This is a genomic window from Priestia sp. USM5, assembly GCF_058323215.1.
The window spans coordinates 991,548-1,016,473 of sequence record NZ_JBSGKN010000001.1 but is presented as its reverse complement, the minus strand read 5'-3'; the positions used below and the strand labels follow the sequence as shown (position 1 = coordinate 1,016,473).

General features: G+C 39.4%; 24 protein-coding genes and 1 riboswitch. Of the genes, 5 read left to right on the top strand and 19 right to left on the bottom strand.

The genetic code is table 11. The features are described from left to right. Positions 1–31: 31 nt before the first annotated feature. The 5 genes from ACWATA_RS05210 to ACWATA_RS05190 all read right to left on the bottom strand — a co-directional run bounded on the left by ACWATA_RS05210 (position 32) and on the right by ACWATA_RS05190 (position 4,276). Positions 32–1,255 carry a nucleotide sugar dehydrogenase gene (locus ACWATA_RS05210; RefSeq protein ID WP_033579932.1) on the bottom strand — a complete coding sequence of 408 codons (1,224 nt, stop codon included), beginning with the start codon at positions 1,253–1,255 and terminating at the stop codon, positions 32–34. Beyond that, positions 1,248–2,774, bottom strand: coding sequence for a glycosyltransferase family 2 protein (locus ACWATA_RS05205; RefSeq protein ID WP_049166022.1), 1,527 nt, complete (start codon positions 2,772–2,774; stop codon positions 1,248–1,250). The genes ACWATA_RS05210 and ACWATA_RS05205 overlap by 8 nt, the downstream gene beginning before the upstream one ends. 2 nt (positions 2,775–2,776) lie before the next feature. Continuing rightward, positions 2,777–2,977: a hypothetical protein gene (locus tag ACWATA_RS05200; RefSeq protein ID WP_033579930.1), complete on the bottom strand. Its 201-nt coding sequence runs from the start codon at positions 2,975–2,977 to the stop codon at positions 2,777–2,779. Positions 2,978–2,995: 18 nt separating this feature from the next. Next, positions 2,996–3,343, bottom strand: coding sequence for a hypothetical protein (locus ACWATA_RS05195; protein ID WP_033579929.1), 348 nt, complete (start codon positions 3,341–3,343; stop codon positions 2,996–2,998). 258 nt (positions 3,344–3,601) lie between these two features. Further along, positions 3,602–4,276, bottom strand: a complete 675-nt coding sequence (locus tag ACWATA_RS05190; RefSeq protein WP_033579928.1) for a C40 family peptidase — start codon at positions 4,274–4,276, stop codon at positions 3,602–3,604. Positions 4,277–4,461: 185 nt separating this feature from the next. Here ACWATA_RS05190 and ACWATA_RS05185 point away from each other — a divergent pair, with 185 nt between their 5' ends. After that, positions 4,462–5,751 (top strand): protoglobin domain-containing protein, encoded by a 1,290-nt coding sequence (locus ACWATA_RS05185; RefSeq protein ID WP_473049609.1) that lies wholly within the window; start codon positions 4,462–4,464, stop codon positions 5,749–5,751. A 40-nt stretch (positions 5,752–5,791) separates the two neighbouring features. On the opposite strand, the gene ACWATA_RS05180 is transcribed toward ACWATA_RS05185, so the two are convergent. From ACWATA_RS05180 to sigV, 3 genes are all read right to left on the bottom strand, one after another. Further along, on the bottom strand, positions 5,792–6,322 hold the full coding sequence (locus tag ACWATA_RS05180) for an HTH-type transcriptional regulator Hpr (RefSeq protein ID WP_473049608.1): 531 nt from the start codon (positions 6,320–6,322) through the stop codon (positions 5,792–5,794). A gap of 195 nt (positions 6,323–6,517) precedes the next feature. Further along, complete coding sequence (gene rsiV, locus ACWATA_RS05175) at positions 6,518–7,381, bottom strand: anti-sigma-V factor RsiV (RefSeq protein WP_028415002.1); 864 nt, start codon at positions 7,379–7,381, stop codon at positions 6,518–6,520. Continuing rightward, on the bottom strand, positions 7,378–7,878 hold the full coding sequence (sigV, locus tag ACWATA_RS05170) for an RNA polymerase sigma factor SigV (protein ID WP_028415003.1): 501 nt from the start codon (positions 7,876–7,878) through the stop codon (positions 7,378–7,380). The genes rsiV and sigV overlap by 4 nt, the downstream gene beginning before the upstream one ends. Before the next feature lie 160 nt (positions 7,879–8,038). Between sigV and ACWATA_RS05165 the strand changes: the two genes are divergently transcribed. Further along, a complete protein-coding gene (locus ACWATA_RS05165) occupies positions 8,039–9,448 on the top strand; it encodes a polysaccharide deacetylase family protein (RefSeq protein ID WP_473049607.1) in 1,410 nt (469 codons plus the stop codon). Positions 9,449–9,476: 28 nt separating this feature from the next. Here the strand turns inward: ACWATA_RS05165 and ACWATA_RS05160 are convergent, their stop codons facing one another. Genes ACWATA_RS05160 through ACWATA_RS05150 form a run of 3 tightly spaced genes read right to left on the bottom strand, consistent with a single transcriptional unit; the run spans position 9,477 to position 13,451 of the window. Next, positions 9,477–10,592: a GerAB/ArcD/ProY family transporter gene (locus ACWATA_RS05160; protein ID WP_028415005.1), complete on the bottom strand. Its 1,116-nt coding sequence runs from the start codon at positions 10,590–10,592 to the stop codon at positions 9,477–9,479. A 17-nt stretch (positions 10,593–10,609) separates the two neighbouring features. Next, positions 10,610–11,839 (bottom strand): Ger(x)C family spore germination protein, encoded by a 1,230-nt coding sequence (locus ACWATA_RS05155; RefSeq protein WP_028415006.1) that lies wholly within the window; start codon positions 11,837–11,839, stop codon positions 10,610–10,612. After that, a complete protein-coding gene (locus ACWATA_RS05150; protein ID WP_473049606.1) occupies positions 11,829–13,451 on the bottom strand; it encodes a spore germination protein in 1,623 nt (540 codons plus the stop codon). The genes ACWATA_RS05155 and ACWATA_RS05150 overlap by 11 nt, the downstream gene beginning before the upstream one ends. 157 nt (positions 13,452–13,608) lie before the next feature. Here ACWATA_RS05150 and ACWATA_RS05145 point away from each other — a divergent pair, with 157 nt between their 5' ends. Next, entirely contained in the window at positions 13,609–13,842 is a 234-nt protein-coding gene (locus ACWATA_RS05145) for a YczF family membrane protein (RefSeq protein ID WP_028415008.1), read from the top strand. 167 nt (positions 13,843–14,009) lie between these two features. Then, on the top strand, positions 14,010–15,182 hold the full coding sequence (locus tag ACWATA_RS05140) for a hypothetical protein (protein ID WP_473049605.1): 1,173 nt from the start codon (positions 14,010–14,012) through the stop codon (positions 15,180–15,182). Positions 15,183–15,232: 50 nt separating this feature from the next. Here the strand turns inward: ACWATA_RS05140 and ACWATA_RS05135 are convergent, their stop codons facing one another. The 4 genes from ACWATA_RS05135 to ACWATA_RS05120 all read right to left on the bottom strand — a co-directional run bounded on the left by ACWATA_RS05135 (position 15,233) and on the right by ACWATA_RS05120 (position 21,173). Then, the gene (locus ACWATA_RS05135; protein ID WP_028415010.1) at positions 15,233–16,666 is read right to left on the bottom strand and encodes an amino acid permease; all 1,434 of its coding nucleotides are present in this window, start codon (positions 16,664–16,666) and stop codon (positions 15,233–15,235) included. Positions 16,667–16,896: 230 nt separating this feature from the next. Further along, the gene (rocF, locus tag ACWATA_RS05130; RefSeq protein WP_098113590.1) at positions 16,897–17,796 is read right to left on the bottom strand and encodes an arginase; all 900 of its coding nucleotides are present in this window, start codon (positions 17,794–17,796) and stop codon (positions 16,897–16,899) included. A 391-nt stretch (positions 17,797–18,187) separates the two neighbouring features. After that, positions 18,188–20,266, bottom strand: coding sequence for a gamma-glutamyltransferase (ggt, locus tag ACWATA_RS05125; RefSeq protein WP_328171959.1), 2,079 nt, complete (start codon positions 20,264–20,266; stop codon positions 18,188–18,190). A gap of 409 nt (positions 20,267–20,675) precedes the next feature. Next, on the bottom strand, positions 20,676–21,173 hold the full coding sequence (locus ACWATA_RS05120; RefSeq protein ID WP_028415012.1) for a tetratricopeptide repeat protein: 498 nt from the start codon (positions 21,171–21,173) through the stop codon (positions 20,676–20,678). 173 nt (positions 21,174–21,346) lie between these two features. Here ACWATA_RS05120 and ACWATA_RS05115 point away from each other — a divergent pair, with 173 nt between their 5' ends. Further along, positions 21,347–21,433: a YjcZ family sporulation protein gene (locus ACWATA_RS05115; protein WP_016765201.1), complete on the top strand. Its 87-nt coding sequence runs from the start codon at positions 21,347–21,349 to the stop codon at positions 21,431–21,433. A 188-nt stretch (positions 21,434–21,621) separates the two neighbouring features. Here ACWATA_RS05115 and ACWATA_RS05110 read toward each other — a convergent pair whose 3' ends face one another. From ACWATA_RS05110 to ACWATA_RS05095, 4 genes are all read right to left on the bottom strand, one after another. Beyond that, a complete protein-coding gene (locus tag ACWATA_RS05110; RefSeq protein ID WP_016765202.1) occupies positions 21,622–21,702 on the bottom strand; it encodes a YjcZ family sporulation protein in 81 nt (26 codons plus the stop codon). Between the two features lie 327 nt (positions 21,703–22,029). Further along, complete coding sequence (locus ACWATA_RS05105; protein WP_028415013.1) at positions 22,030–23,349, bottom strand: TrkH family potassium uptake protein; 1,320 nt, start codon at positions 23,347–23,349, stop codon at positions 22,030–22,032. 3 nt (positions 23,350–23,352) lie between these two features. Next, entirely contained in the window at positions 23,353–24,012 is a 660-nt protein-coding gene (locus tag ACWATA_RS05100) for a potassium channel family protein (protein WP_028415014.1), read from the bottom strand. Positions 24,013–24,136: 124 nt separating this feature from the next. Beyond that, positions 24,137–24,281: riboswitch (cyclic di-AMP (ydaO/yuaA leader) on the bottom strand. A 115-nt stretch (positions 24,282–24,396) separates the two neighbouring features. Continuing rightward, complete coding sequence (locus ACWATA_RS05095; RefSeq protein WP_028415015.1) at positions 24,397–24,855, bottom strand: carboxymuconolactone decarboxylase family protein; 459 nt, start codon at positions 24,853–24,855, stop codon at positions 24,397–24,399. Positions 24,856–24,926 lie beyond the last annotated feature (71 nt).

Sequence of the window (24,926 nt, the reverse complement as noted above, 5' to 3'; positions counted from 1 at the left end):
AAAAAAAGAACCACTGAACAATTCAGCGGCTTCATTTGTTTAAAATACCTCTTGTATCGACAACTTTTTTTGCGTATTTTACAATCGACCAATCGATTTGACTGTGATCGGTTAACACAAGTACAACATCGCTTTTTTTAACTTCTTCTTTTGTCAGCGGGACAGAGAAATACGTTTGCTTATTTAATATAGCGGAGTCAATGTAAGGGTCATGATACGTCAGCTCATATCCTTTGGCTAAAAGACCTTCACATACCGTCAGCGCCGGCGATTCACGCATATCATTTACGTCTTTTTTATACGCGATGCCTACAACAAACACGCGTTTCTCATTTGCTGCGAGCTGCTTTTCAACACGTCTAATTACTTTATTTGGCATTTCTTCATTAATATGATGAGCAGCTTCAATAAGTTCGCTCGTTAACCCATTTTGCTTTAGTTTCCATAAAAAATAAAGCGGATCAACGGGTATGCAGTGCCCTCCAATTCCGGGTCCTGGATAATACGGTGTGAACCCAAACGGCTTAGTAGATGCCGCCTGTAATACCTCATGAAAATCAATCCCTAATTCCTCGCACAATTCATTTGTTTCATTCACCAACGAAATATTAACAAGGCGCTGAATGTTTTCAAACAGCTTGCACATTTCCGCTACTTTTGGAGAAGAAACAGGCACCACCTGCTGAAAAATACTTTCATAAAACGTCTGCACGTGATAAAGGCAGTCTTTGCTGTAGCCGCTAATCACTTTTGGAATATGCTCAATATCGTATGATTTGTTTGCCGGATCAACTCGTTCTGGAGAATAAGCTAGATAAAAATCTTTACCTGCCTGTAAGTTGGAATCTTTCAAAATAGGCAAAACGACTTCTTCAAGCGTGCCTGGGTAAGTAGAGCTTTCATAAATAACGGTTTGCCCTTTTACCATATGTTCTTTCAAAAATTTAGATGCGCTAATGACTGGTCCTAGATCGGGGTTATGATTTTCTGTAATAGGAGTTGGCACGGTCACAACTACATAATCGCATGCTTGAAATGCGGAAATACCTTTTTTTAATTCATATGCTTGAAAATTTTTCTGGGTTTGAATCACATCATTACGTACATCTGGAATATAGCTTTTCCCTTGTTTTAGCGCGTCAATTTTTCGTGCGTCAATATCAAGACCAACGACGCTATAGTTTTTCTTTGCAAATAAAAGAGCAAGCGGCAATCCCACATACCCTAGACCAATAACAGCAACTTTTTTATTCATTCTTCAACACCTCAAACAAGATATCATGTCTTCGTATGTCCGGAAGAAACTCGCCTCTTTCACTTGTTTGACTAATATAGTATGCAAGGGCCTCAACATAATCTCCTAGAATACGCTGCGTTGATGCCGCCAAACCTTTGACTTTCATGTGCTCCTTTCGAATCCGGTTCGTTCGCGCCACATCAACAAAATGAACGGGCTGAACCATAAAGCCGTACATAATACTTTTTAATTGAAATAAAGGCGGAATAATAAGAGATTCGTAGCCAACCTTCTCCATTACATCCCGTTTAATTGCATGCGGAATCGCCGTCGTTGTATTGATTGTCAAATCAGGACGTTTACAAATGATATTAAGAAAATATTTCGCCGCACTTACAGAGTGAATAGGATGCACTTCATCCAGCAAACACTCTAAATTATTAAGCGCTACATCAATGCCTTGGTCAGCTGCTTCTAAATACCGTCGTAAATCTTCCGCGGAAATCACAATGTCTCCATCTATGAACAAGCAAATCTCACCGCTGCTGTACATCGCACCAATTGCTCGAGGGACGTTATGCCCAAGCCGCTGTTTGTAATGAAGAACAGTAGCACCCGCTTCAATTGCTCGTTTAACCGTCACTTCATCGGCTCCGTTGGCAACCACGATGATTTCTTCCACTCCTGCTTTTTTCACTTCTTGGATCACGCTTGCAATCGTTTCTTTTTCTTCACCTACTGGAATAACGGCGCTGTACTTAACGCCTGTTTTCCGTTTCACATTCGGTGTATAAGCCGAAACAACTTCCCGGTTTCGATCGCCGTCTGTTAGTCCGCCTCTTATTCCTTTTTCTTCAATAAGATGAGCTAACGCTTTAATGTGATCTCCAATGATATAGTTAGTGGAAATAGGAAAAGGGGAATTGGTAGGAATGGTTTTATGAGTGTTTCGAATCTTGTTTGTATAAATAACGTCTGAAGAACACGGTGCAACAATTGACATTCCTTTTAAAAGAGCAATCGTATGAGCGAGGGGCGGATGAGCTAAATTCTCGTATCCGATTTTAGCTGCTGATGTTTTTTTGATGGCATGAGGAATAGCTGTTAAGGCTTGAACGGATAAATCTTCACGCTGTAAGCACAAGTTCAGCATATATTTGGCAACAGAAACAGGATGAGGACGCACCTTTCGTTTCATAATCCATGTAAGATTATTTAAAGCGATATCATGACCGGTTTCTATAGCTTGCGTATATTTCATCAGCTCCTCATGAGGAACCGCTATATCTCCGTCCAAAAAAAGCAAAATATCTCCTTTTGCTTTCTTAGCCCCAATGGCTCTTCCAATATTAATACCAAGAGCTTCTTCATAATAAACAACGCGGCATCCTGCATCCTCAGCTATTTCCTTTGTTGTATCACTGGATCCATTTACTACGACAATAATCTCAAACGGCTTCATTTTTTGAACTTCTTTAATGACAGGTAACAAAGAATCGGCCTCGTTACAGGCTGGAATAATCACTGATACTTTCAAACTCACTCAACTCCGCTAAAAATTCGAACATACGTAATGGATACTAGTGGAATGGTTACATCCGTTGGCTCACCATATGAGCTTGATGTACGTACAACAGCAGCTGCGTCCGTAACAGCAAGCAGTGTTCCATTAATAACGTCAATAGCTGTGATGATTTGCACAAATGAACCCACATTTTCTCTTAATGCATCTTGAAACATACTTTTCTCTCCTTTCGTTTAAGCACTTTGAATGGTGACGATGCTTGTAAATGGCAGTAATACCGTTGATGTGGAAGACTCTATCAATTCTAAATAGTTATCCCCAACAAACGTCACGACGCCCTCAAGCGGACCAGCCGTTGTTTCAATTACAACTTCTTGTCCGATATACTGCTTGGCAATTTCTTTAAAAGGTGATTCTTGAGCTTCTTTAATAATACTGATCACATATTCTTTAAACGTGTCGGAATAAACAACGTCTTCTACTGCTTTTTTTGTGTTTTCCTGAATAAATTCAGCAAATCGATTTGAAAACAACAGGTGTTTTATCTTTTCTACATAGCGACGGTAACAACAAAAAAACATAAATTTTGTTCCTCCTTTTTATGCTGCTATCCCTTCAAATTACCTATAACCATTGACGTAACTTAAGAGATTACTTTACCAATATATACAAGCTTTATCAGAAAGGTGACAGAACTTTTATCACGTTTTTATACAAATACGCACATGACCAGCCCGTTTTGCATAGGATTATTTCCTACTTCCTCCTACCTACTGAAACCCAAACAAAAAAAGACAAAGCTCCTAAGCTTTGTCTTTTCTTATCTATTAAATGAAGAATCAGTTGACTGCAATACGCTTTGCTCCTATATAGCGCTCTTTCCAATAGCTTGAATTTTTATCGCTAATTGTAACGCCTTTAGAAGACGATGCGTTAATAAACTGCCCGTCTCCAAGATAAATGCCTGCATGAGAAGGACCTTCTTTGTACGTTTCAAAGAAAACAAGATCTCCTACCTGCGGTTCACTTACATTTTCACCTGCTTTATAGATATCTTCAACCGTTCTTGGAATATCAACGCCTACGCTTTCTTTATATACATACTGAAGATATCCGCTGCAGTCAAATCCCGAAGGTGTAGTGCCGCCCCATTTGTACGGGGTGCCCATTAAGGATTTTGCTTTGCTGATTACTTTATCCGTATTCACTTCTGATTCGCCTTCTACAACGCCGCCTTTACCTAATGCATTGTATGTATTCTCTCCAACAATTCCATCTGCTTCTAGGTTATGTTTCTCTTGAAAAGCCATAACCGCTTTTTTTGTTTCATAATTAAAATAACGCGATACTTCGCCTTTTAAAAATCCTTTATCTTTTAACACCGTTTTAACTTGTTCAACATCATCATTTGTCATCCCTTGTTTTAAAACCGTGTCGCCAAACGCAGCATGTCCCATTGCCGGACTTGCAAATAAAGCTCCTCCTACAAGAAGCGCCGATAGCATTTTTTTCATTTCGTTTCCTCCCCGAATCATGTTTTAAGCACCGTACAACCATACCATCTGCGGATAACAATTCAATTAATAGAAGATAACAATTTGATAACAATCTTTTTAAACAGCCTCAACTCTTGGACGTAAAACGCCGAAATATAAGAAGAAGAGAAAAACAACTATTCTAGCAAATAAAGGTGATAAACATGAATTGGTTTAAACGAAACAACGTGCACCCCGAAGCCGCGGCTGTCGAATCCATCACTGTAAAGCTTCATGTATCGGACCCGATGATAAAAAAGCAGATTAACATGATTTCCTTAACGGCAGAGGATCTCGAACGCATTGCCAGATTTCAAGTTCACGCGCTGAACGCCATCGAAGAAATCGTGAATGATTTTTATAAAGCTATTGGCGAACAGGCTCATTTGGTTGCGATTATCGAAAAGCACAGCAGCGTCCATGCATTAAAACAAACGTTAAAACAGCACATCTTAGAAATGTTTGATGGACAAATAGACGACGCTTTTGTGGTAAAACGTCAAAAAATTTCCAAGATGCACGTTAAAATTGGACTTGAGCCAAACTGGTATTTGTGCGCATTCCAAAATTTATTTACGTCGCTTCTTTCAGTATGTGAACGTACGATGGAATCAAAAGAAGAATGTCTAGCTTTTATCGCAAGTATGACAAAACTTATTAGTCTAGAACAGCAAATCGTGTTAAAAGCCTATGAGCTTGAATATGACGAGCAGCGCACTGGACTTCAGACTCAAAAAGAGAAAATTCAGCTAGAAATCTCTCGTACATCATTTATCCTTTCTTCGTTATCTGAAGAAACGAAGAAATTTATGAATCAAATGCACAGTCAGTCTTCTGACGTCGTTTCTTATGCAAACAAAAGCTCTGAACTAGCAGAAGTCATTGAGAAGGAATCCGTTACGAGTCAAGCAAAATTAAAAGAAGAACAAAACATGCTTGGAAGCATACAAAAAAATACGTCGCTCATTCAAAACAAAATGAAAACGCTCGAACATACATCACAGCAAATTCATCAAATTGTTTCCATTGTTACTTCTATTGCGGAGCAAACGAATTTATTGGCATTAAACGCTTCGATTGAGTCTGCTCGAGCAGGTGAGCATGGAAAAGGATTTGCAGTGGTGGCACAGGAAGTACGGAAGCTTGCAGAAGAAACGAAGAAATCGATTTCTAATATTTCTACTTTTATCGGAGACATTCAAAAACAAATCGAAAGCGTTTCGGCGTTAGGTGGAGAAGTCGCTACATTAACAAAAGATACAGCTGACAATATGAACAACATTACTTCTTTTTTCACGAACGTCCTTAGCATAACAACCGAGAACAAACAGCAAACCGTTCTAACAAAAAAAGAGCTTGATAAAATCGCTGACGCAATGAAGCAGCTATCTCTGCGGATTGAGAAGATGGCCCATTCCTCAGAAGAACTTGAACGGTTAACTGAAAAAAGTTGATATGCAAAAAAGCCTTCTCAGCTTGCACAAGAAGGCTTTTTTATTTTTTCAAGCTAGCGGGCTCTTGAGAAGAACGTTCGATGAACTGGGCAAAATCATCTCCGTATATGCTTCGAATCAGAGCCGTCAGCTCAACAAAGTCAGGCAGCTCTCCATAAACATCTCGCAGCGGCATCGCTCCTTGAAACAAAGGATTTTCAAGAGGGTTATAATCCTCGATCGTTTTTAAAAACATCTTTTTTCCTTCTTCTGTGAGCTGCACGTATGTATTCCGCTTATCTTTCTCATTTTTAGAAAGGGTAAGATAGCCCCGCAGGTGCAATTTTTTTGCAAAGTTAAAAGCTGTGGATAAATGCATGACGCCTAGCTTTGAAATGTCGGTCATCGACGCAATTTCCAGCTGATAAGCAATCCCTAAAATGTGATGCTCATTAATGCTCAGATCGTACGGCTTAACCCACTGTTCCCAATCCTTTTCAGTAGACTTCCAAAGAGCTTTGCTTACTTGCATCACAAGCTGATTAAACAGCATGGCATCTTTAATCGTATCTTGATTTAACGTGCGTTTCACCTCTTCACTTCCTCTCTAGAAATGCAACCGTTCACATCATTTGTCCCTAAGACTTTATAAATAAAAAGAATGAAAATATATACAGAATATTATACATGATTGCTTATATATTTCAACTTATTTTGCATAAAAATAAATTTAAACGTTTCTTTATGTAAAAACCAGGCGTGAACGTTCAGTGTTCACGCCTGGTTTTTAATGAATATACCGTTTACCAACTAGAAGGTTTGAAATAACGTCCGTTGGAATTTCAAACTCAATGTTTCCCATATATCCTGGAGCGACTTTGTATTTATCAAATACAATTCTAAGCTTGTGATCTTTTGTAATGTAGAAGCTTTGATTTTCAGCAATCTCTTTAAAAGGATCCATATCTTCTTCAGTCAGCCAATAGATTTTGCCTTCTTCATGCTTCATTTGATCTTTCATTTGCTGTTTAATATTTTCACTAATGACCTTTATATAGCTTTTATCTTTGAACAAACTTGGAAGCGTAACGAGCACTTCGTGTTTTTTATCAATCGTGTCGTACTGATTAACGCTCGACGTTGAAGCTCTCGATTCTTCCACATATCGATGAACCACAAGCAAATCATCGGTATCCGTCATAATATCATAGCCGCTGCTGACAGCCACGTTTCCTTTCTCTTCTTTTCGTAATGTTTTCATCTCTTTTTTAAACTGTTCATACAGCTGTTCATTTTCTTTTATATACTTTTCATTTAAGTTTGTTTGAAGACCTTTGTTTTCCAAGCCTGAAATCGATGGTGTTTTCACGTCAATACGAGAATGCTTTTCTTCTTGTTTTAGTTCCTCAAATGTAATTACTTCTACTACTTTTCCCAGTACAGGAATTTTTGCCATTGCATTTGCCGCATCTGGACTTACATTCACCGTTGTGATAAAAATCATCGCTGCTGCCGCAATCGAGCTCGGCCAAATATAGAATTTCTTTTTACGAGGGTGTGAAGAAAGTGCCTGTGCAACAACACCATCTAATTCGTCTGGAATAGGAATGTCATGATACTGCTTCTTTAACTTTTCTATTTTTTCATTCATTGTTCTAAGTCCTCCTCCGTCATCGTAATCCGCAACAGGTTCAACGCTCTGTATAGCCTTGTCTTTACTGTATTTACATTTTCCTCAATGATTTCCGCAATTTCGTCCATTTTTAAATCTTCGAAAAACCGCAGAATAATAATGGTCTTATATTTAATCGGCAGCTGATCCATTGCTTGCTTTAAATCAATATCTTCATACTGATCTTCACGTCCGCTGCTCAGATACTCAAGCTCTTCATCGCCCATAAGCGTTAAACGTTTATGCTTACGCAGGAAATCGATTGCTGTTCGTACAACAATTTTATAAAGCCAGCTGTTAATCGATTGAATATCTTTGATACTGTCTATTGAAATGAGTGCTTTTTTAATCGATTCTTGCACAATATCAAGCGCATCTTCTTGATTTTTTACATAGCTAAAAGCAAGCCGGTAAAAATCTGCTTTATGCTCGGTTATGCATGCTACGAGCATCTGATGTGCATCGTGTTTTTTCATTGTCTTTCATACCCCTTCTATTTTCTCTTGCTGAAGTACATCTATAAGGTAGACGGAATGAGTAGAAAAATAGTTTGGTTTTTTTTTAAAAAAAGTAAAACTAAATGATGGTCTCATGCGTCTATTAGGTAGATATATACAAAAAGGGGAATATTACTACATGAAAACCATGGGCTACAAACGTATTTTGACACTGCTTGGATGCTGTATTTTGTTTCTTGGTACAGCAGGGTATATCGTCAAAGCAAACAGTACAGAGAAAAAAACGGCAAGTATTCAAACAGATCAAACCTATCCAGACGTTGAAATTCAAACGCTAGTTAAGGACCTTACCGACGGAGGCTATGCCATTAGCTACCCTTCCTTTGGTAAAAAAGAAATTGATCAATCCATTCAAGCTTACGTAACAGATCAAGTGGCACACTATGAAAAAAAGCTGAAGAAGCAGTCAAAAAAGAAAAAATCTGAATTAACGATTACATATAAAATCGTCCATTACAGCAAGCAAACGCTAAGCGTTGTCTTTGATGAATATGAATCTGTAAATGGAGAGAAAGGAACGTCTTCTCTCAAAACCTTTACATTTGACCTGCCTGCTCAAAAACAAATGACGTTAAAAGATTTATTTAACGAGAATGCAAACTATTTAGATCGCCTTTCGGCTATTTCATATGCTGAATTAAAAAAACAAATGAAAAAAGCTGATTTTGACCCGGGCCTTCAAAAAGGAACTCAGGCAGCCAATCAAAATTTCAGTCAGTTTGCGCTGCTTGAAAACAGTATTGTGATCTACTTTAAGCCTTATCAGCTAGGTGCTGAACAAACGAAAACCAAAACGATCGCTATCCAAAAAGATTTATTTAAAGACATGCTGAGTGATGCTTACAAAGACGAAGCAGCAAATAAAAATAAAGTCAAAGAAACGCCTCCAAAACATATCGTTAACGAAATACCGCAGCAAGGAGCGCCTATTGATCCAACTAAAAAAGTCGTTGCGATGACCTTCGATGATGGACCTAACCCTGCATCTACCAATGTGATTTTAGATGGATTAAAAGAAGTGAACGGACACGCTACCTTTTTTGTGTTAGGAAGCCGCGTTCAATATTATCCTGAAACAATCGAACGTATGGTGAAGGAAGGCAACGAAGTCGGAAATCACTCTTGGGACCACCCTCAGCTCACACGTTTAAATGAAGCGCAGGTCAAACACCAAATAGGCGATACCCAAGCGCTTATTAAACAAGTGAGCGGCTATGAACCACTGCATGTACGTCCTCCTTATGGAGCTGTGAATGCAAATGTAAGACGTTATGTCGGAAATGTTGGCGTGACTCTATGGGATATCGATCCTGAAGACTGGAAATATCGAAACGTTCCTCACTCCGTTCAAGCAGTTATGAGCCAAGTCGGAGACGGAAAAGTTATTTTAATGCATGATATTTATCAAACAAGTGCCGAAGCAGCGGTTGAAATTATGAAGCAGCTTCACGCACAAGGATATCAGCTTGTTACGATTTCACAGCTAGAACAAGTAAAAAAAGAGCGGGAACAGCTGCACTTGCAGTAGAGGATCGCAGACGAATGCGCTGCAGCCATTAGGATGGCTGCAGCGCTTTTGTTTTTTTTATGCGATGTTTAATAAAGGCTATACAGAGCAGCGTAAGCGGAATCACTACGTGAAAAGGGATAAAAAGTAGCACCGGCATAATCGTTAAGCCTTCTTTTAAATGCTCTTGAAAATTACTTGCAATCGTCAAAGAAAAAAATAAAATCACCGTGCCAACAGGATATGTCAGCGCAGAAGGTCGTTTTACCTTAAACAGCGTGGAAAGCCCCACAATTACCGCGTAAAAAAAGACGCTGATTTTAACAAATCCTCCAATAACTAACGCAATCATAAAAAACACGTCTAGCCGCTCTAAAAAATCAGCTACTCTAATGCTCTCTACCGTACTTAAAAGCGGAAAGACCGACCTGTTAGTCAACCCTATCCCTAATACACTCACGTTAATCGCCATGGTGATTGCTAAGTTAATGCCGCTTAGTACAATACCGCAAAGGCCTACAAGCTTTACTTTTTTAGGATCTTTTACATATGGAAAAATCATCGTAAACACAACAGCTTCTCCATACGGAATATACAGAGTCTGAGTGGCGACTGTTTTTAAAACCGGCCAAATCCCATCTCCAAGTATTGGTTTTAAAGAAGTAAAATCAATTAATCCTGAAACAAAAATAAGCACAAATCCTGCTACAGCCAAGATATACATCAAAATAAACATGAGCTCTCCTGCCCGAGCCACTACTTCAAGTCCTTTGTGCACAGTATAAATAATCAACAGCATCAACATCGCGTTCACGACAAACAAAGGACTGTCGGGGTAGCCAAATGTCAGCAGCATTTCTCCAAAATCACGAAGTACGCGAGCGGCAGCATATGAAAAATGAAGCAAATATAAAAAAGCAAGTGCAGATCCCAAGACTTTCCCTAGCAGCTTTTGCATGTATTCTGTCGGCAGCATGTTAGGATAGTACCTATACAGCCGGTAGTAAATGAGGTAAAGCAATAAGCTCCCAAACATACCGAGTAAAATAGCAAGCCAGGCGTCTTGTTTTGCATCCATTGCAAGCGGAATGAGCAATGCGCTTCCATGTTCAAAAAGGACGATTAAAATAAAAAACTGCACAGAGCTAATTTTCACTTTTTCCACTCATTGCTCCCTCCTGTTTACTGGCGTTGTTTTACCGCATCAGACATAAACGACTTGTTTCGCAAACCTGCTCGTCTTACATACGCTTCTACTTTCACATCCATCTCCACTTCAGGAAAATACACATCGCTCCACTCATGCTGAAGCCTTTTCCACTGCCTCGGATAATTTTCGTGCACGACTTCTCCAAATCCCACAACATCCGTCTGTTTTTTTTGAGCAAAAGCAAACGCTTCTTTTATTTCGTTTTCAATCGCTGCTTCTATTTTTTTTTCAATATCAAGAATCACAAATGGATTTTTAATATCTATAGGTACTTCCATTTCACCAATATCTCCTTCTACTCTAGTTCGTACAATCATCTTTGGTTTGCCGTTTACCATATTTGCACTCACGTTTGTTCGCTGACGGACGACTTGATAAGCAATGGCTTTCTTTTTATCTTTCCATGAAATATTCACATCTGTTCCCTGCACTTTATCCCGCAGCCACATCACGCCTCGCGCTTTTTTTCCATATAAAAATGTAATCAACTTCCCATCTTTAAACATGCCGAGTCCTTCTGCACGAAGAGTCGATTCAGGAGCAGTTTGCTGAAGATTTTGCAGCGTTTGGGCTTTTTGAGCGCTACCTCTTATTCCAAACCCTGACATCAGCGCTTGACTTCCCGGGGATTCAAGGTTTTTCATAACTTCTTGAGCCGATACTTTCATATGTTCTCCCCACTTTTGTTCGGTGAGTTCCAGCGTTTTAAGGACTTTATTAGCTGGAATTTTATCAATTGGCGTAAGAGATTTTACAAAACTGGAAGCTTTTACGCCGTTTGCAATGACCATATCAGATGTAATTCGAAATTCCGGATCTCGGTCAATGCCATCAATAATAACATCAATGCCCTCCGTTCTCGCTAGGCTTTCTCCGATCACAATTAAGTTTGTATGAGCGTAGTACAGTCTTCTTGATACCGTGCTCGATGCTCTTCTGCTTGCTTCTACTAAGTTTGCGCCTTTTGCTCCGTATACGGAAACAGACGGACTTTGGGTACCACCCCCGCCGCCTTGAAGACCGCCGGCTACGTTACCTGGATTAATAATTTGTAGCGTGATTTGATACTGACCATCTTTTGTTTTATCAATTCCCATCGCTGCGACAATCGCTAAATCGGTTAATTCCTTACTGCTCCAGCAGCTTGAAAGGATGCAAATCGAAAATGCCATAACTGTACATAAAAGCCCTTTACGCATCACTTTGATCGCCTTCTTTCACCGTAGTGTTTGCCATTCCCCGGCTTTTAGGAGGCATTGGGCGCTGGTTGTCTCCTTCTCTCACCATATTTCCACTACTGATGAGCCTTGGTCTTTGTCTAAGCGTCCACCACGGCATGCGAACAATGGTATCACCTGAATTGCTCGGAATAAATGGAGCAAGAGGCGTCATGTATGGAACACCGAATGAACGAAGACTGCAGAGATGAACAATCATCATTAAAAAGCACAGGATAATGCCATAAAACCCGAAAGTAGCTGCTGCAATCATAAAAACAAAGCGAATGAGCCGAGCAGAAATCGCAATGGCAAATGAAGGCGTCGCAAAGCTTGCAATCGCCGTCATCGCTACAACAATAACCATCGCTGGAGATACAATCCCTGCTTGAACCGATGCTTGCCCAATCACGAGCGCTCCTACAATTGAAACTGCAGAACCGATCGCCCTTGGAAGTCGAATACCAGCTTCTCGCAAAATTTCAAATGTGACTTCCATAATGAGCGCTTCAACCAAGGAAGGAAACGGAACATCTTCCCGCTGTGCAGCAATGGCGATGAGCAGCTTCGTCGGAACCATTTCTTGATGAAAAGTTGTGATCGCTACATACGTAGCCGGTGCAATCAGTGAAATAAAAAAAATAAGAATGCGTAAAAAACGAATCGACGTGGCAATATCAAAGCGCGAATAATAATCTTCAGGAGACTGAAAAAACTGAATGAAGACAGCAGGTGCAATCAGCACGAATGGCGTTCCGTCTACAAAAATCGCAATACGCCCTTCTAAGAGATTTCCTGCAACGATATCGGGACGCTCCGTGTGATACATTGTAGGAAAAGTAGTGTACGTTTGGTCTTCAATAAGCTGCTCTACATAGCCTGATTCTAAAATGCTATCGATATTAATTTGGTTAAGACGCTTCTTTACTTCTTTTACGATTTTGTCATTGGCAATCCCATTAATGTACATCATTGAAACGTCTGTCTGCGTTACTTTCCCAATCTTCATCGTTTCTACCCATAAGTCAGGCGATTTGATAATTCGCCTGACCATGGGCATGTTTTTAGCAATCGATTCCGTGAACCCTTCCTTAGAACCCCGAACGACAAGCTGTGTAGTCGGTTCTTGAATGGAACGCCACTCCCCGCCTTTCGTACCTGCACTCATCGCATGGTTGTTTCCATCTATCAAGATAAGCGTGTCTCCTGACATCAAGGCGGGAAACACTTCACTCCACGTATGTAAAATCGCAATGTCTCCAATTCCTACTACATCTTCTTTTAATAACGTAAAAGCATTTTGAGGTGTTATTGGTTCAGAAAACACGTCATCTTTCATCATGGTGTCTACTAAAAGCTCTTGGATAGACTGATTGTCTACAATTCCGTCTATATAGATAACAGCGGCTTGAATGGCTGCCCTTTCCCCAATTTTTATATAGCGGATCACCATATCCGAGCTGTTCTCCGTTCGCTTTTTTATGTTAGCTATATTACCTTCAAGCGACTGCATCAGCAGTTCTTGTTCCTCTGGTAGCGAACCTTCTGTTTCCTTTTTATTGTCTTTGCTTTTTTTATTTTTAAATAAAGAAGGCACGATTAAAAACACCTTTCTTTTCTTTTTTTTAGCTTTTTCCAAATAAATGCTTTGTATGCAATTTTTAATAGAACAATCAAAGCGTAAGACCAAAAAAATAACAAAAACTATCAGTAGAATGTTTTTAAGAAAAAAATAAAAACGGAGAGTGAGACATATGAAAATCGTTTGGATATCAGCTTTGCTGTTAGGATGCTTAATGGGATTTTCTATCGGTGTGGATATGATGCAAGGATTTAGTTTTTCCATGGCCTTGCAAAATGCCTACAGTCCGTTTCGTGTTATGGAGTTTGCTGAATTATTTGTCCTTTTTTTCCTTTTGTTCTGTTTTGTAGTTGAAGTATTTTACCGCTCATTTAAAGTAAAAAAAGCAAAACAGCAGCAAAAATAAAACTCCGTAAAAAACACATATTTCTCCTTTTTACCACCTATTCTCCTTTCCATTTAAATGTTATAATTTTCATAATTGGAGAAACTTTTACACGCCTTTCTTCATGGAAAGCTGTACGCTTAAACTACAAAATAAATATTAACTTTGAACTAAAAGGTGAAGAAATGATGAAAAAAAAATTAGCCGTTATTAGTACAGCTTGCTTACTTATTCTTGCAAGTGACCCCATCTCTTCTTATGCTACTCCTGATTCCCCGGATTCCTCTTCCGATGTTTTGGACCAGTCAACGGACGTGGGTACAACTGAAGATGTAAAAGCTATTTTTGACTCTCTCTATCAAGAAGGCTATTCGCTCGGAGAAGAAGATGGATACGCACAGAAAAAATTCGAGCAGTTCGATCAAACAACAGGACTGGACAAATCTTCTGAAGAATTCACGTGGTTTATGATGGGGTATACGGTAGGATATAAAAAAGGACAGCAGCAAAAAGAGGAAGAACTCAAGACTGAACAAGAAAATGAAATGGCTGCCGGCGAAGAGGAAGGCTATCAGCAAGGCGTCCTTGATTACAAACATGCTACTATTCAATCGGAAATCGACCCTTTCCCTTCTAAGTCATCCGACTGGAATAAAGGTTATGTTCAAGGCTACAAAAAAGCTATTTCTTTAATGGACCTATCTGTTAAAGCAAAAAAAGAAGGCTATGAACAAGGTCTTGAAAATGATTCGATGAGTGTTCCCAGCATGTATGATGATGAGGATGTCACACGTCAGGCTTTTACAGAAGGCTTTGAAACCGCTCAAGCCGAAGTACTGAATCAGCAAAAAAAGCAGTTTGAAAAGCAAGGCTACGTACAAGGCTATCACGACCTTCCACTCGAAGTACCTGCAGAAGCAGAGGGCGAATTGCAAACAGCCTTTGAACAAGGATATGAAAAAGGACAGAAACAAAAACAAAAAGACGTAAAAGCAGATGGATACGACTCAGCTTTCACTTATCAGACCTATAGAGCGCCTAAAAGTCTTCAGGACAAGCCTCAACTAGAAAAATGGTACAAAGCAGGTTTTTATTCGAATAAAGATGTGAAATCTTTACAGCAAAAAGCTTATAAAGACGGCTGGAAACTAGGAAAAGAAATGAGCGTTCCGAAAAAATACAAGCAAAATAAAGCTGCGGTGGCGATGTACAAGAAATATTTTGAACAAGGCCAAAAAAAGCAGGATAAAACAGTGAGTCATATCCTGCTCGGCAGCGGTATCGTTCTTACACTGCTTGCCCTTATCACGCTATGGAGACTTCGCCGCCGTAAAAATGAAGATACAACACTAGATAGCTAAAGACAAGTACATAAAAAACCCGAAAAATCATGATTTTTCGGGTTTTTATGTTAAATAATCATTCGTTTATTTTCCGCAAGCTGAACTTCTTGCTCCTGTTTTGACTGATTTTGTTTTCGAATTTTCAAATAATAATAAACATAACAGCCTATAAAGAAGATACCTCCGCAGTATAACGCCATTCGCTGCTCAGGATCAAACGCAAGACTGATCATAACAATACAGTTCGTAATAAGCGCTACGATAGGCAGAACCGGATAAAGAGGTGTTCTAAATTTCAGATCTTCTACTTTTCCACCTTTAGCCACGTAAGCACGACGGAATGCAAGCAGTGAAGCTGTAATCGCAATCCAGCCAATTTGAGCGCCAAGTCCAGCGAGTGAAATCAGCCATACGAAAACGGTTTTAGCTGCCACTACGCTTGAAAGCAGCGAAAAGCATGAAATCACAAGCGTAATTAATAGTGCATTAAACGGTACACCTCTTTTGTTGACTTTTCCAAGCGCAGGACTTGCCATTCCTTCTCTTGAAAGAGAATAAAGCATACGTGTAGCCGCGTAAAACCCAGAGTTTGCGACTGAAAGAAGAGCTGTTAAAATGATAAAGTTCATAATATCCGCCGCGTAAGGTACACCTACACTATCTAACACAACAACAAACGGGCTTTCTACAACGCCTGCTTTTTCACGAGGAATCATGCTTGCTAAGACAAACACGGATAAGACGAAAAAGAAAAGCGTACGCCAAACCGTTTGCTTGATCGCTTTTGGAATTGTTTTTTCCGGATTTTCACTTTCTCCCGCCGCAATTCCAATCAATTCTGTTCCTTGAAACGAAAAGTTCACCGTAATCATTGTAATCAGTAAAGCCGTTACACCGTTTGGAAACAGCCCTTCGGCAAAGAAGTTTGATAGAAGCGGTGCTTCCTGTCCGCTTTTCATATCAATAAGTCCAAACATTGCCGCTCCGCCTACCACAATAAACATAATGATGGCGAAAATTTTAACGCTTGAAAACCAAAATTCTGTTTCACCAAATGCTTTGGCTGAAAGTGCATTTAGTGAAAAAATTAACGCTCCAAAAATGGCGCACCATAACCAAACGGGCGAGCCTGGGAACCATCTTTGCATTAATTGTCCGGCAGCTAAAAACTCAAGTGCCACCGTTACTGCCCATCCTAGCCAGTACAGCCATCCAATCGCAAAACCTGTTGCAGGGCCGATAAATTTAGTGGAGTACGTTTGAAACGATCCTGCAACTGGCATAGCAACGGATAATTCTCCAAGACACAGCATCGTTAGATACATAATGATCCCTCCTACTAAGTAGGAAATCATTGCTCCCATCGGACCTGCTTCATTGATGGTATAACCTGAACCAAGAAAAAAACCGGTACCAATACATCCTCCTAGTGATATCATAAAAAGATGCCTTGTTTTCATCGTTCTTTTTAATTCTCCTGGCTGTCCCTGTGGAATATTCATCCCATTTCCTCCCTTTGCTGCACAAAAATGAAATCGCTTTCATTTTTTTAGGTTTATTTTGTTTTTATAGCCGCTTATTAGGCAGCTCTTCCTGACTGAAGTCAATTGGTGCCGGATGATTTTCAAATGGCGCCACCCCCGTAACGAAGATGGCAGCCGCTTAGTCCTGCATGACCGTTTCTTGGATCACAACAGATTTTCTCCACACGATACCTGTAAGTAGCTTTTTCCTATAAAAGCTTATCGCCAAACAATGAACTCATTAACGCAACCGCTACTTCTGCAGTTTTGTTATGCTGATCTAAAATGGGGTTCACTTCTACAAATTCAGCAGATGTCACCATGTCTGCTTCCGCTAGCATTTCCATTGCTAAATGACTTTCTCGGTAGCTGATGCCGCCTTTTACAGGTGTACCTACGCCTGGTGCATCATCTGGATCTAAGCCGTCTAAGTCCAGCGACAGGTGCACACCGTCTGTACCGCTTAAATAATCAATCGTTTCTTTCATCACTTGCGTCATACCTAAACGATCAATTTCATGCATCGTATACACTTTAATTCCTTTTTCTTTAATTAACTCTTTTTCACCATCATCTAGTGAGCGTGCACCGATAATAACTAGATTTTCAGGTTTAATTTTTGGTGTATACCCTCCAATATTTAAAAGTACAGGATGTCCTATACCCAGGCTCACCGCTAACGGCATGCCGTGAATGTTGCCCGATGGAGATGTTTCAGCGGTATTTAAATCACCATGAGCATCATACCAAATAACGCCTAAATTTTCTGAACCTTTTGCCACTCCTGCAAGCGTTCCAATTGCAATACTGTGATCTCCGCCTAATATTAACGGAAAGCGGTCTTGCTCTTTCACTTCTTCAACTCTTGCAGCAAGCTGTTCATTTCCGCTGGCTACAGCCGCTAAGTTTTTCAAATTCGTATTTTTATCCACGTCTGCCCGTTCTTTAATCTCTACTTTAATATCGCCTTCATCATGTACGGTATAGCCAAGAGCTTCTAAGCGTGTATTCATGCCCGCATAGCGGATTGCGCTCGGCCCCATGTCTACGCCCCTTCTTGTTTGCCCGTAATCCATTGGTACACCGATAATTGAAATGTCTTTTTTCATTTTCTATACCTCCGTTGCATGTTAGTCTGTGTGAAGTAAACATAGGCGTTTATTTAACTATGTATTTTTTCATTGATACAGCCCCTCATCTATTTCTTATGCAAAAATGATGCCAACTTTGTTTGTAGCATTCTATCAGTCTTTTTATCACAGTTTTTCTTACACATGCCAAAAAAACTGTCGATTTCTACAACTTTTTGGCAAACTACGCAAATTTTTTTGTCGTTTGGTTTAAAATCGCCAATTTTATTTGCTTTCTTAAAAAGGAGTGAGCCAATATATAAATGAAACCTACGTTTACCATCGCAATAAAAAATCCGAACGCTTTAGATTCTCTATCAAGAATCAAACGCGTTCGGATCTTCCTTCAACTAAGCTACTTTTATCCCATTTAATTTGTAATAACGTCTCCGTCTTCATCATCGCCGGTATCGTTTTCACCAGGATCTTTTTCTAATGAGACTACTTTCTTTTCTTCATCCCATTTCACTTTGTAGCCAAGTGATTTGGCTACTTTGATAACCGATAAATAGGAGTGGTGATTTGGCTTATACAGCTTTAAATCACTCGAATCAATGACGCCTAATCCTAGCAGCAGGCGGTCGGACTGAACGTAAGGCTTTCCATCAATCAGTTTTACTTGCTTATCAGTAAATGGATACACGGCACGGTTGACTTCGACCGTAAACTCTCCTTTTTTCTCTTCTTTAATTGGTTTTGGCTGTTTGGATACATATTTAATTGCGTCTACTCCTAATACCGTGCCTTGGCGCGTATTATCAGCACCTCCGTACATTTTCCCCGTTTCATAGTCATAGATAACCGCTTGGACATTTCCAATATGCTCTGGCTTTTCTTCAAACGCATGTCCTTTAGCCATCATTTCAAGGAGTGTATCTTGGCTAAAGCCAGGTTCCCATCTTACGGTTGGATAGCCGCTTGAATAAATACGAGGCGTTAAAATCGCTTTTTGAATCGGCATCTTATGGTCAATAACATTCATAATCGTTTCTGCTACAGACGCAATAATGGTTGGGCCTCCCGGTGAACCAATTGCCATGAACGGCTTTCCGTCTTTTAACAGCATCGTTGGAGACATGCTGCTTCGAGGGCGTTTTTTAGGCTCAACCTGGTTCACGCCTCCCGGAGTGGCATCAAAATCCGTCATTTCATTGTTGAGCATAAATCCGTAGTCAGGAACCATAATTCCTGAACCAAAAACTTGTTCAATCGTAGTCGTGTAAGAAACCATGTTTCCCCATTTGTCTACAACAGAGAAATGAGTCGTTTGGCCGATTGGATTTTCTTCCGTTACCGTTGCTTTATTTGGATTTTCTTTTCCTTCATATTTCCAAGGGTCTCCTTCTTTAACATTAGGCGTTGCTTTATTTGGATTAATTAATTTACGACGTTCTTTAATATAATCTTCATCTAACAGGCCTTTTTTCGGCACTTCGTAAAAGTCTTCATCTGCCATATACGCCGCGCGGTCCGCAAAAGCTAAGTGCATCGCTTCCGTTAAATGCTGCAAATACTGTGGCGTATTGGAACCCATTTTTTCTACATCATAACCTTCCATTAGCTTTAAAATTTGCTGCACGGTTAATCCGCCGGAGCTAGGAGGAGCCGCACTAACCACATCGTAGCCTCGGTAAGTTGTTTTGACCGGCTCGCGTTCTTTTACAACGTAATTTTTTAAATCATCCATGGTCATGCTTCCATCGCGTTTTTGAACTTCTTTAACAAGCGCTTTTCCAATTTCTCCTTTATAAAGAGCGTCTGACCCTTCTTTTTGAATAAGCTTTAATGTTTTCGCAAGATCAGGCTGAACAAGCTTATCTCCTTCTTTTAACGGCTTGCCATTCGGTACAAATACATTACCGGCCGTTTGGTATCTTTCAAGCTTGTCCGCATTTTCATCGATATACTGAGCCATCGACCAATTCACTTTAATTCCTTGTTCCGCTTGAGTAATAGCAGGTTTAATAACATCTGATAAGTCCATGGTTCCATAATCTTCAAGGGCTGTTTCTACTCCTTTTAACGTACCAGGAACTCCAACTGCTTTTCCTGTTATGTGACGCTTACTGAAAGGAATGACTTTTCCTTTTGAATCTAAAAACAGCTTAGGCGTGACATCAGCCGGTGCCATTTCACGGCTGTCTAGCATCGTAATTTTATCTTTCTTTTTTTCATAAATCATCATAAAACCGCCGCCGCCGATACCAGACATCATCGGTTCCACAACGTTTAGAGATAGTTGAATGGCCGCTGCCGCATCTACAGCGTTTCCGCCTTCAGCTAACACTTTCCTCCCCGCTTCAGCAGCCAGCGGGTGAGATGCCGCTACAATTCCTTGTGTAGCACCCCGTTTCATTGAATGGTCGACACCCGGAACTTCAGCAGCAGCTGGTGTGACAACTAAACATAAACTAAATAACGCAATAGCCAACATCTTCATAACCTTCATCTGGGTCTCCTCCTTCAAATACATTATTTCACATCGCCTGAGACGATGGATTTCACGAAGAATAAATTGGTTTATTATGATATTTTTTACATATGCGTATAAATAAAAAGCAAAGTAAATCATACCTTTGCTTTTTTAGTTAATCGCATGTTTAACTTTTCTCTCTATTCATTTACAATTATCTATATTTTCTAACAATTTATCCATAGGCTGATAGTTTCTTACTATTTTTGGAACTATGTAGACTGAACGCTCTAATAATGTAGAAAATCTAGCAGTTAAGAAGTCGTTCGACTTACATGCACTTCTTAAATTTTTTATAAATATTCTTATTGTTATATAAACAGCAATCCTTTATGAAAATCAGCATACGTTTTCTGAAAATCAAAAATAAAACAGGACTTTAGATTCATCGTCCTGTTTGGAGCATGTTTTCGACTTTTTTAATGTCCGCGTGCGTAGGATTGATTTCCCGAGCATAGGCGATTTGTTCTTTCGCTTTTTCCATTTCTTTTAATTGAATATAGGTTTTGGCGAGTTCGAGCGGCAGCATAATCCCTTCAAAACCAAGATCTTGCGCCTTCTGCAAATAAAACAGCGATTTTTCGTAATTCCCTCCAAACATAAGCGGAGTTTCCCGATATTTTATTCCTCGAACGAAGTGCGCCAAGCTTGAAGATGGATTTAATGTTAATGCCTGATGAAGAGCCCGGTCCATTTCTAAGTTCAATACCATTTTTTCAAAGATAATTGATTCTTCGATTTGCTTTGCTAAACAAACGGCTAAGTAACAGTACAAATCAGATGCTTGAGGTTTTTTCTTCATTTCTTGTTGAATTTCGCGCTTGATCTCTTTCCACTTTCCCTCTTCTAGCTGATTCATGACGTATTGTGCATGTATTCCCACCTGTTTGCCCTCCTTTTCCTCTTTATCATAAAGGATTTCTGCGCAAATGAAAAAAGTAAGTGTTCTTCATTCTTCACAAAAAACGTTACCATTAAAAAATAGGCAAATTTCTCAATCACTTAACCCAATTAGTACATAGGATATAGAGACTTTTATTAAAGGAGGTTACACATATGGGCGCAAAAGGCGGTTTTGGTTTTTCATTTATCGTTGTTTTATTTATCCTATTAGTAATCGTAGGGTGTTCTTGCTACTACTAATTTCTAGAGAGGATGAACATCATTCATCCTCTCCTATTTCAAAAAAACCATGCTTTCGCATGGCTACATACCGATTAGATGAATGAGTAGAGGAACTCATTGTTCGGCAATATTGAAGAAATTTTTGGTTTTTACTTCCGCCTAGTATGCCTTTTTTGAAGGGGACTATGCGCAAATAAAGTTAACGTTTAAAAGCGAAAGCCAGACGCACCTACAATAACAAGTAAAACAAATAACACAACGATTAACGCAAAATTTTGTTTTCCCACGTACCATCCCTCACTTCCTGTTATCTGCTTTTAGTGTATGCAACAGCTTGGCAAAATGTTTAGGACAGGGGTGCGGATTTTTCCAATGAGAAAAACCTTCAAATTTCGCCAAAAAAAGTGAATCATATTTTTGTTTCTTTCGTTATATATAGTAAGAGATTTTTTTACTATAAAAAAGGAGGGGCTTTAATGCGCCGACATTCCAAATTGCCCATTGTTCTTGTTTTTGCCTTCTTTTTATTCATCGCAACTGTTTTGTGCGTAACCTCTTATATGTCTTGAACGTATAAATAATATAAAAAAATCGCCTCATCGAAGGCGATTTTTCTATCCTAGCATTATATCTTCGTTTGGATAGCGAACGGCTTCACGCTTTTGCTTAGATAATGAAAACGCAAGGGTTAATGGCCCCACTTTTCCTAAAAACATGATAAAGATAATAATCACGCGTCCAAAGTATGAAAGCTCAGGAGTTGCTCCCATCGATAACCCCACTGTTCCAAACGCAGAAACCACTTCAAACATAATTTTTATAAACGGCAGGTTTTCTGAGATATTTAATAGAAAAATGGCCCCAAACACAAACATAATCGAAATCATCGTAATGGCTAGTGCCTTAAACACATGAAGAGGAAGAAGCCGTCTCTTTAACAGCACAATATCTTCCCTGCTTCGTAAAAATGCCCATACAGAAAAGACAATCACCACAAACGTTGTTAGTTTAATACCTCCTCCTGTTGACGCACTCCCTGCACCTATGAACATTAACATAACCATTAAAAATATGGTGGAATCATGTAGACTTCCTATATCGATACTATTAAAACCTGCTGTGCGTGTTGTTACCGCTTGAAAATAAGACGCCCACACTTTGTCTCCTAATGACAAACTTCCAAGTGTATGTGAATTGCCGTACTCTAAGAAAAAAATAAAAAGCATGGCAATCACGTTAATGGCAAACGTGCTGATAATCATAATTTTTGAATGCAGCGTTAGTTTTTTATACGATTTTTTTACCCACATATCAGCAAGAACGGTAAATCCTAACCCACCAATAATAAACAAAAAGGAAATCGTTATGTTAATAACGGGATCTCCTACATACTGAACTAAGCTGTCAGATAATAGTCCGAACCCTGCGTTATTAAAAGCTGAAATTGAATGAAACAAGCTAAAGAATAGCCCCTTAGACCATCCGAATTCCGGAACCCAGCGTATCGCTAAAAAGATAAGTGCAACAAACTCAATTAAAAATGAAAAGATAAACAGCCTTTTAACTAGCAGGACAACTCCGCCGACGCTCGTTTGATTTAATGCCTGCTGAACGAGCATACGCTCTTTAAATCCAATTTTTTTACCTAGCATCATAAAAATTAGCACGGCAAATGACATAATGCCAAGACCGCCTATTTGAATTAACAGCATAATAATCGTTTGACCGATGACGGTAAAACGCGTACCTGTATCTACGACGGCTAAGCCGGTCACTGTCATAGCGGAAGTAGATGTAAAAAGGGCGTCTACCCACCGGATTGGCTCAGTAGTAGAAAAAGGCATCATTAATAAAAGAGCACCAATAATAATTCCTCCGCCAAAAATGGAGACAAGCAGCTGCGGCGGCGTAAGCCTAACAATTTTTTTTTTCATAAGTTAAACTCCTTCTTCTTCAAAACGGTTTAAATCGCGATTATGTCCGATAACAATCAGCATATCTCCTTGTTCAATTATTTCATGCGCGGTAGGCGAAATCACCATTTCCCCGTCTTTTCGCTGAAAGCCGATAATATTGCAGCCGTACTTGGCACGAATGTTCAAATCAAACAGCGTTTTATTATGAAGCTTTTTAGAAGCGACAATTTCGACAATACTATAATCCTTTGACAGTTCAATGTAATCAATGATCTTTTCTGACACCACGTGATGAGCAATCCGCTTCGCAATATCGCGCTCAGGATGAATGACTTTGTCCGCTCCTATTTTCTCCAGCACTTTTTGATGATACATATTCACCGCTTTTACCCATACTTGCTTAACGCCCATATCTTTTAAAAGCATCGTTGCAAGCACGCTTGCTTCAATATCGTCTCCAAACGAAATAAGAGCATGATCAACGTTACGAATGCCTAGCCCTTTTAAGCTAGCTTCATCAATTGCGTTCGCTTGCACGACATATGTAGCTGAGTTGCTATATTTCTTTACTACCTCCTGATTGCGGTCAATAGCGAGCACATCCACATCCAAATTAGCAAACTCTTCAACCAAACTGCCTCCAAAACGACCTAATCCCAATACAGCAAACTGTTTTTTCATAATGTATTTATTCCTTTCTTCAACTGCTGTGTGTTCTCTTAGCTTATACTTTTTCTAAAAAATTACATGTTTTTCTTAAAAAAAGCGCAAAAAAACACAGGAAGGCTCCTGTGTTTTTTCACACTCTTCCCCCTCAAAACGCTTGCGAAGTTAGCTGTCGGGTTCGGGTTTTAAGAGTAACCCTACCTTTTTAAGGATTCACCCCGGAGCACAATATGTGCGTAAATAATGGGTCCTCCGCTCCGTAATGGATTAAGCGATTTTTATTCAAATGTCTATGATCTATTTTTTAGAATAATCGATTCGATTCATGATACGTTTCACTTCACGAAAGCTATCTTACTCCTGTGGATTTTGTCTGTCAAGATATTTTTAGGGAAGACATCACTTGCGCTGCAAACTGCAAAAATCATATAAATCTAAACTGACAATCAGTTTGTGAAATTGATCAAACAAATTAATAACGGCCAAAAGCTCTAATAGCTGCGTATCACTGTAAAATTTCTTTAATTGATCCATATCAGCATCCGTCAAATCCCTTGGACGCACTCGGTATACATCTATAAATCGAAACAGCAGTCGATCTTTTTCTTCCAGCTCTTTTTCTCTTAACACTTTTTGATTAAGCGTCTTATCGCCTACATATGACATGCTCATACACGTCTCACAGCCGTTAACACCTGCTAGATAAAGCCTGATTTTTTCCTTAGTCTCTCTTTTTACTATATCACTGTTCCAAAGCTTGTCGTATAGCTCATCATACAACCTTTTTACATCTGGAATTAAATTCAGTGCTTTTTCAAAATTTGTTCCCTCTTCGTTTGTTAACAAAACTCTTGCCATTTTTTACTCACTCCTTTTTAATTATTATAGTAAGAAAAATGGAGATTTCAGATAACAAATAAAACATATTA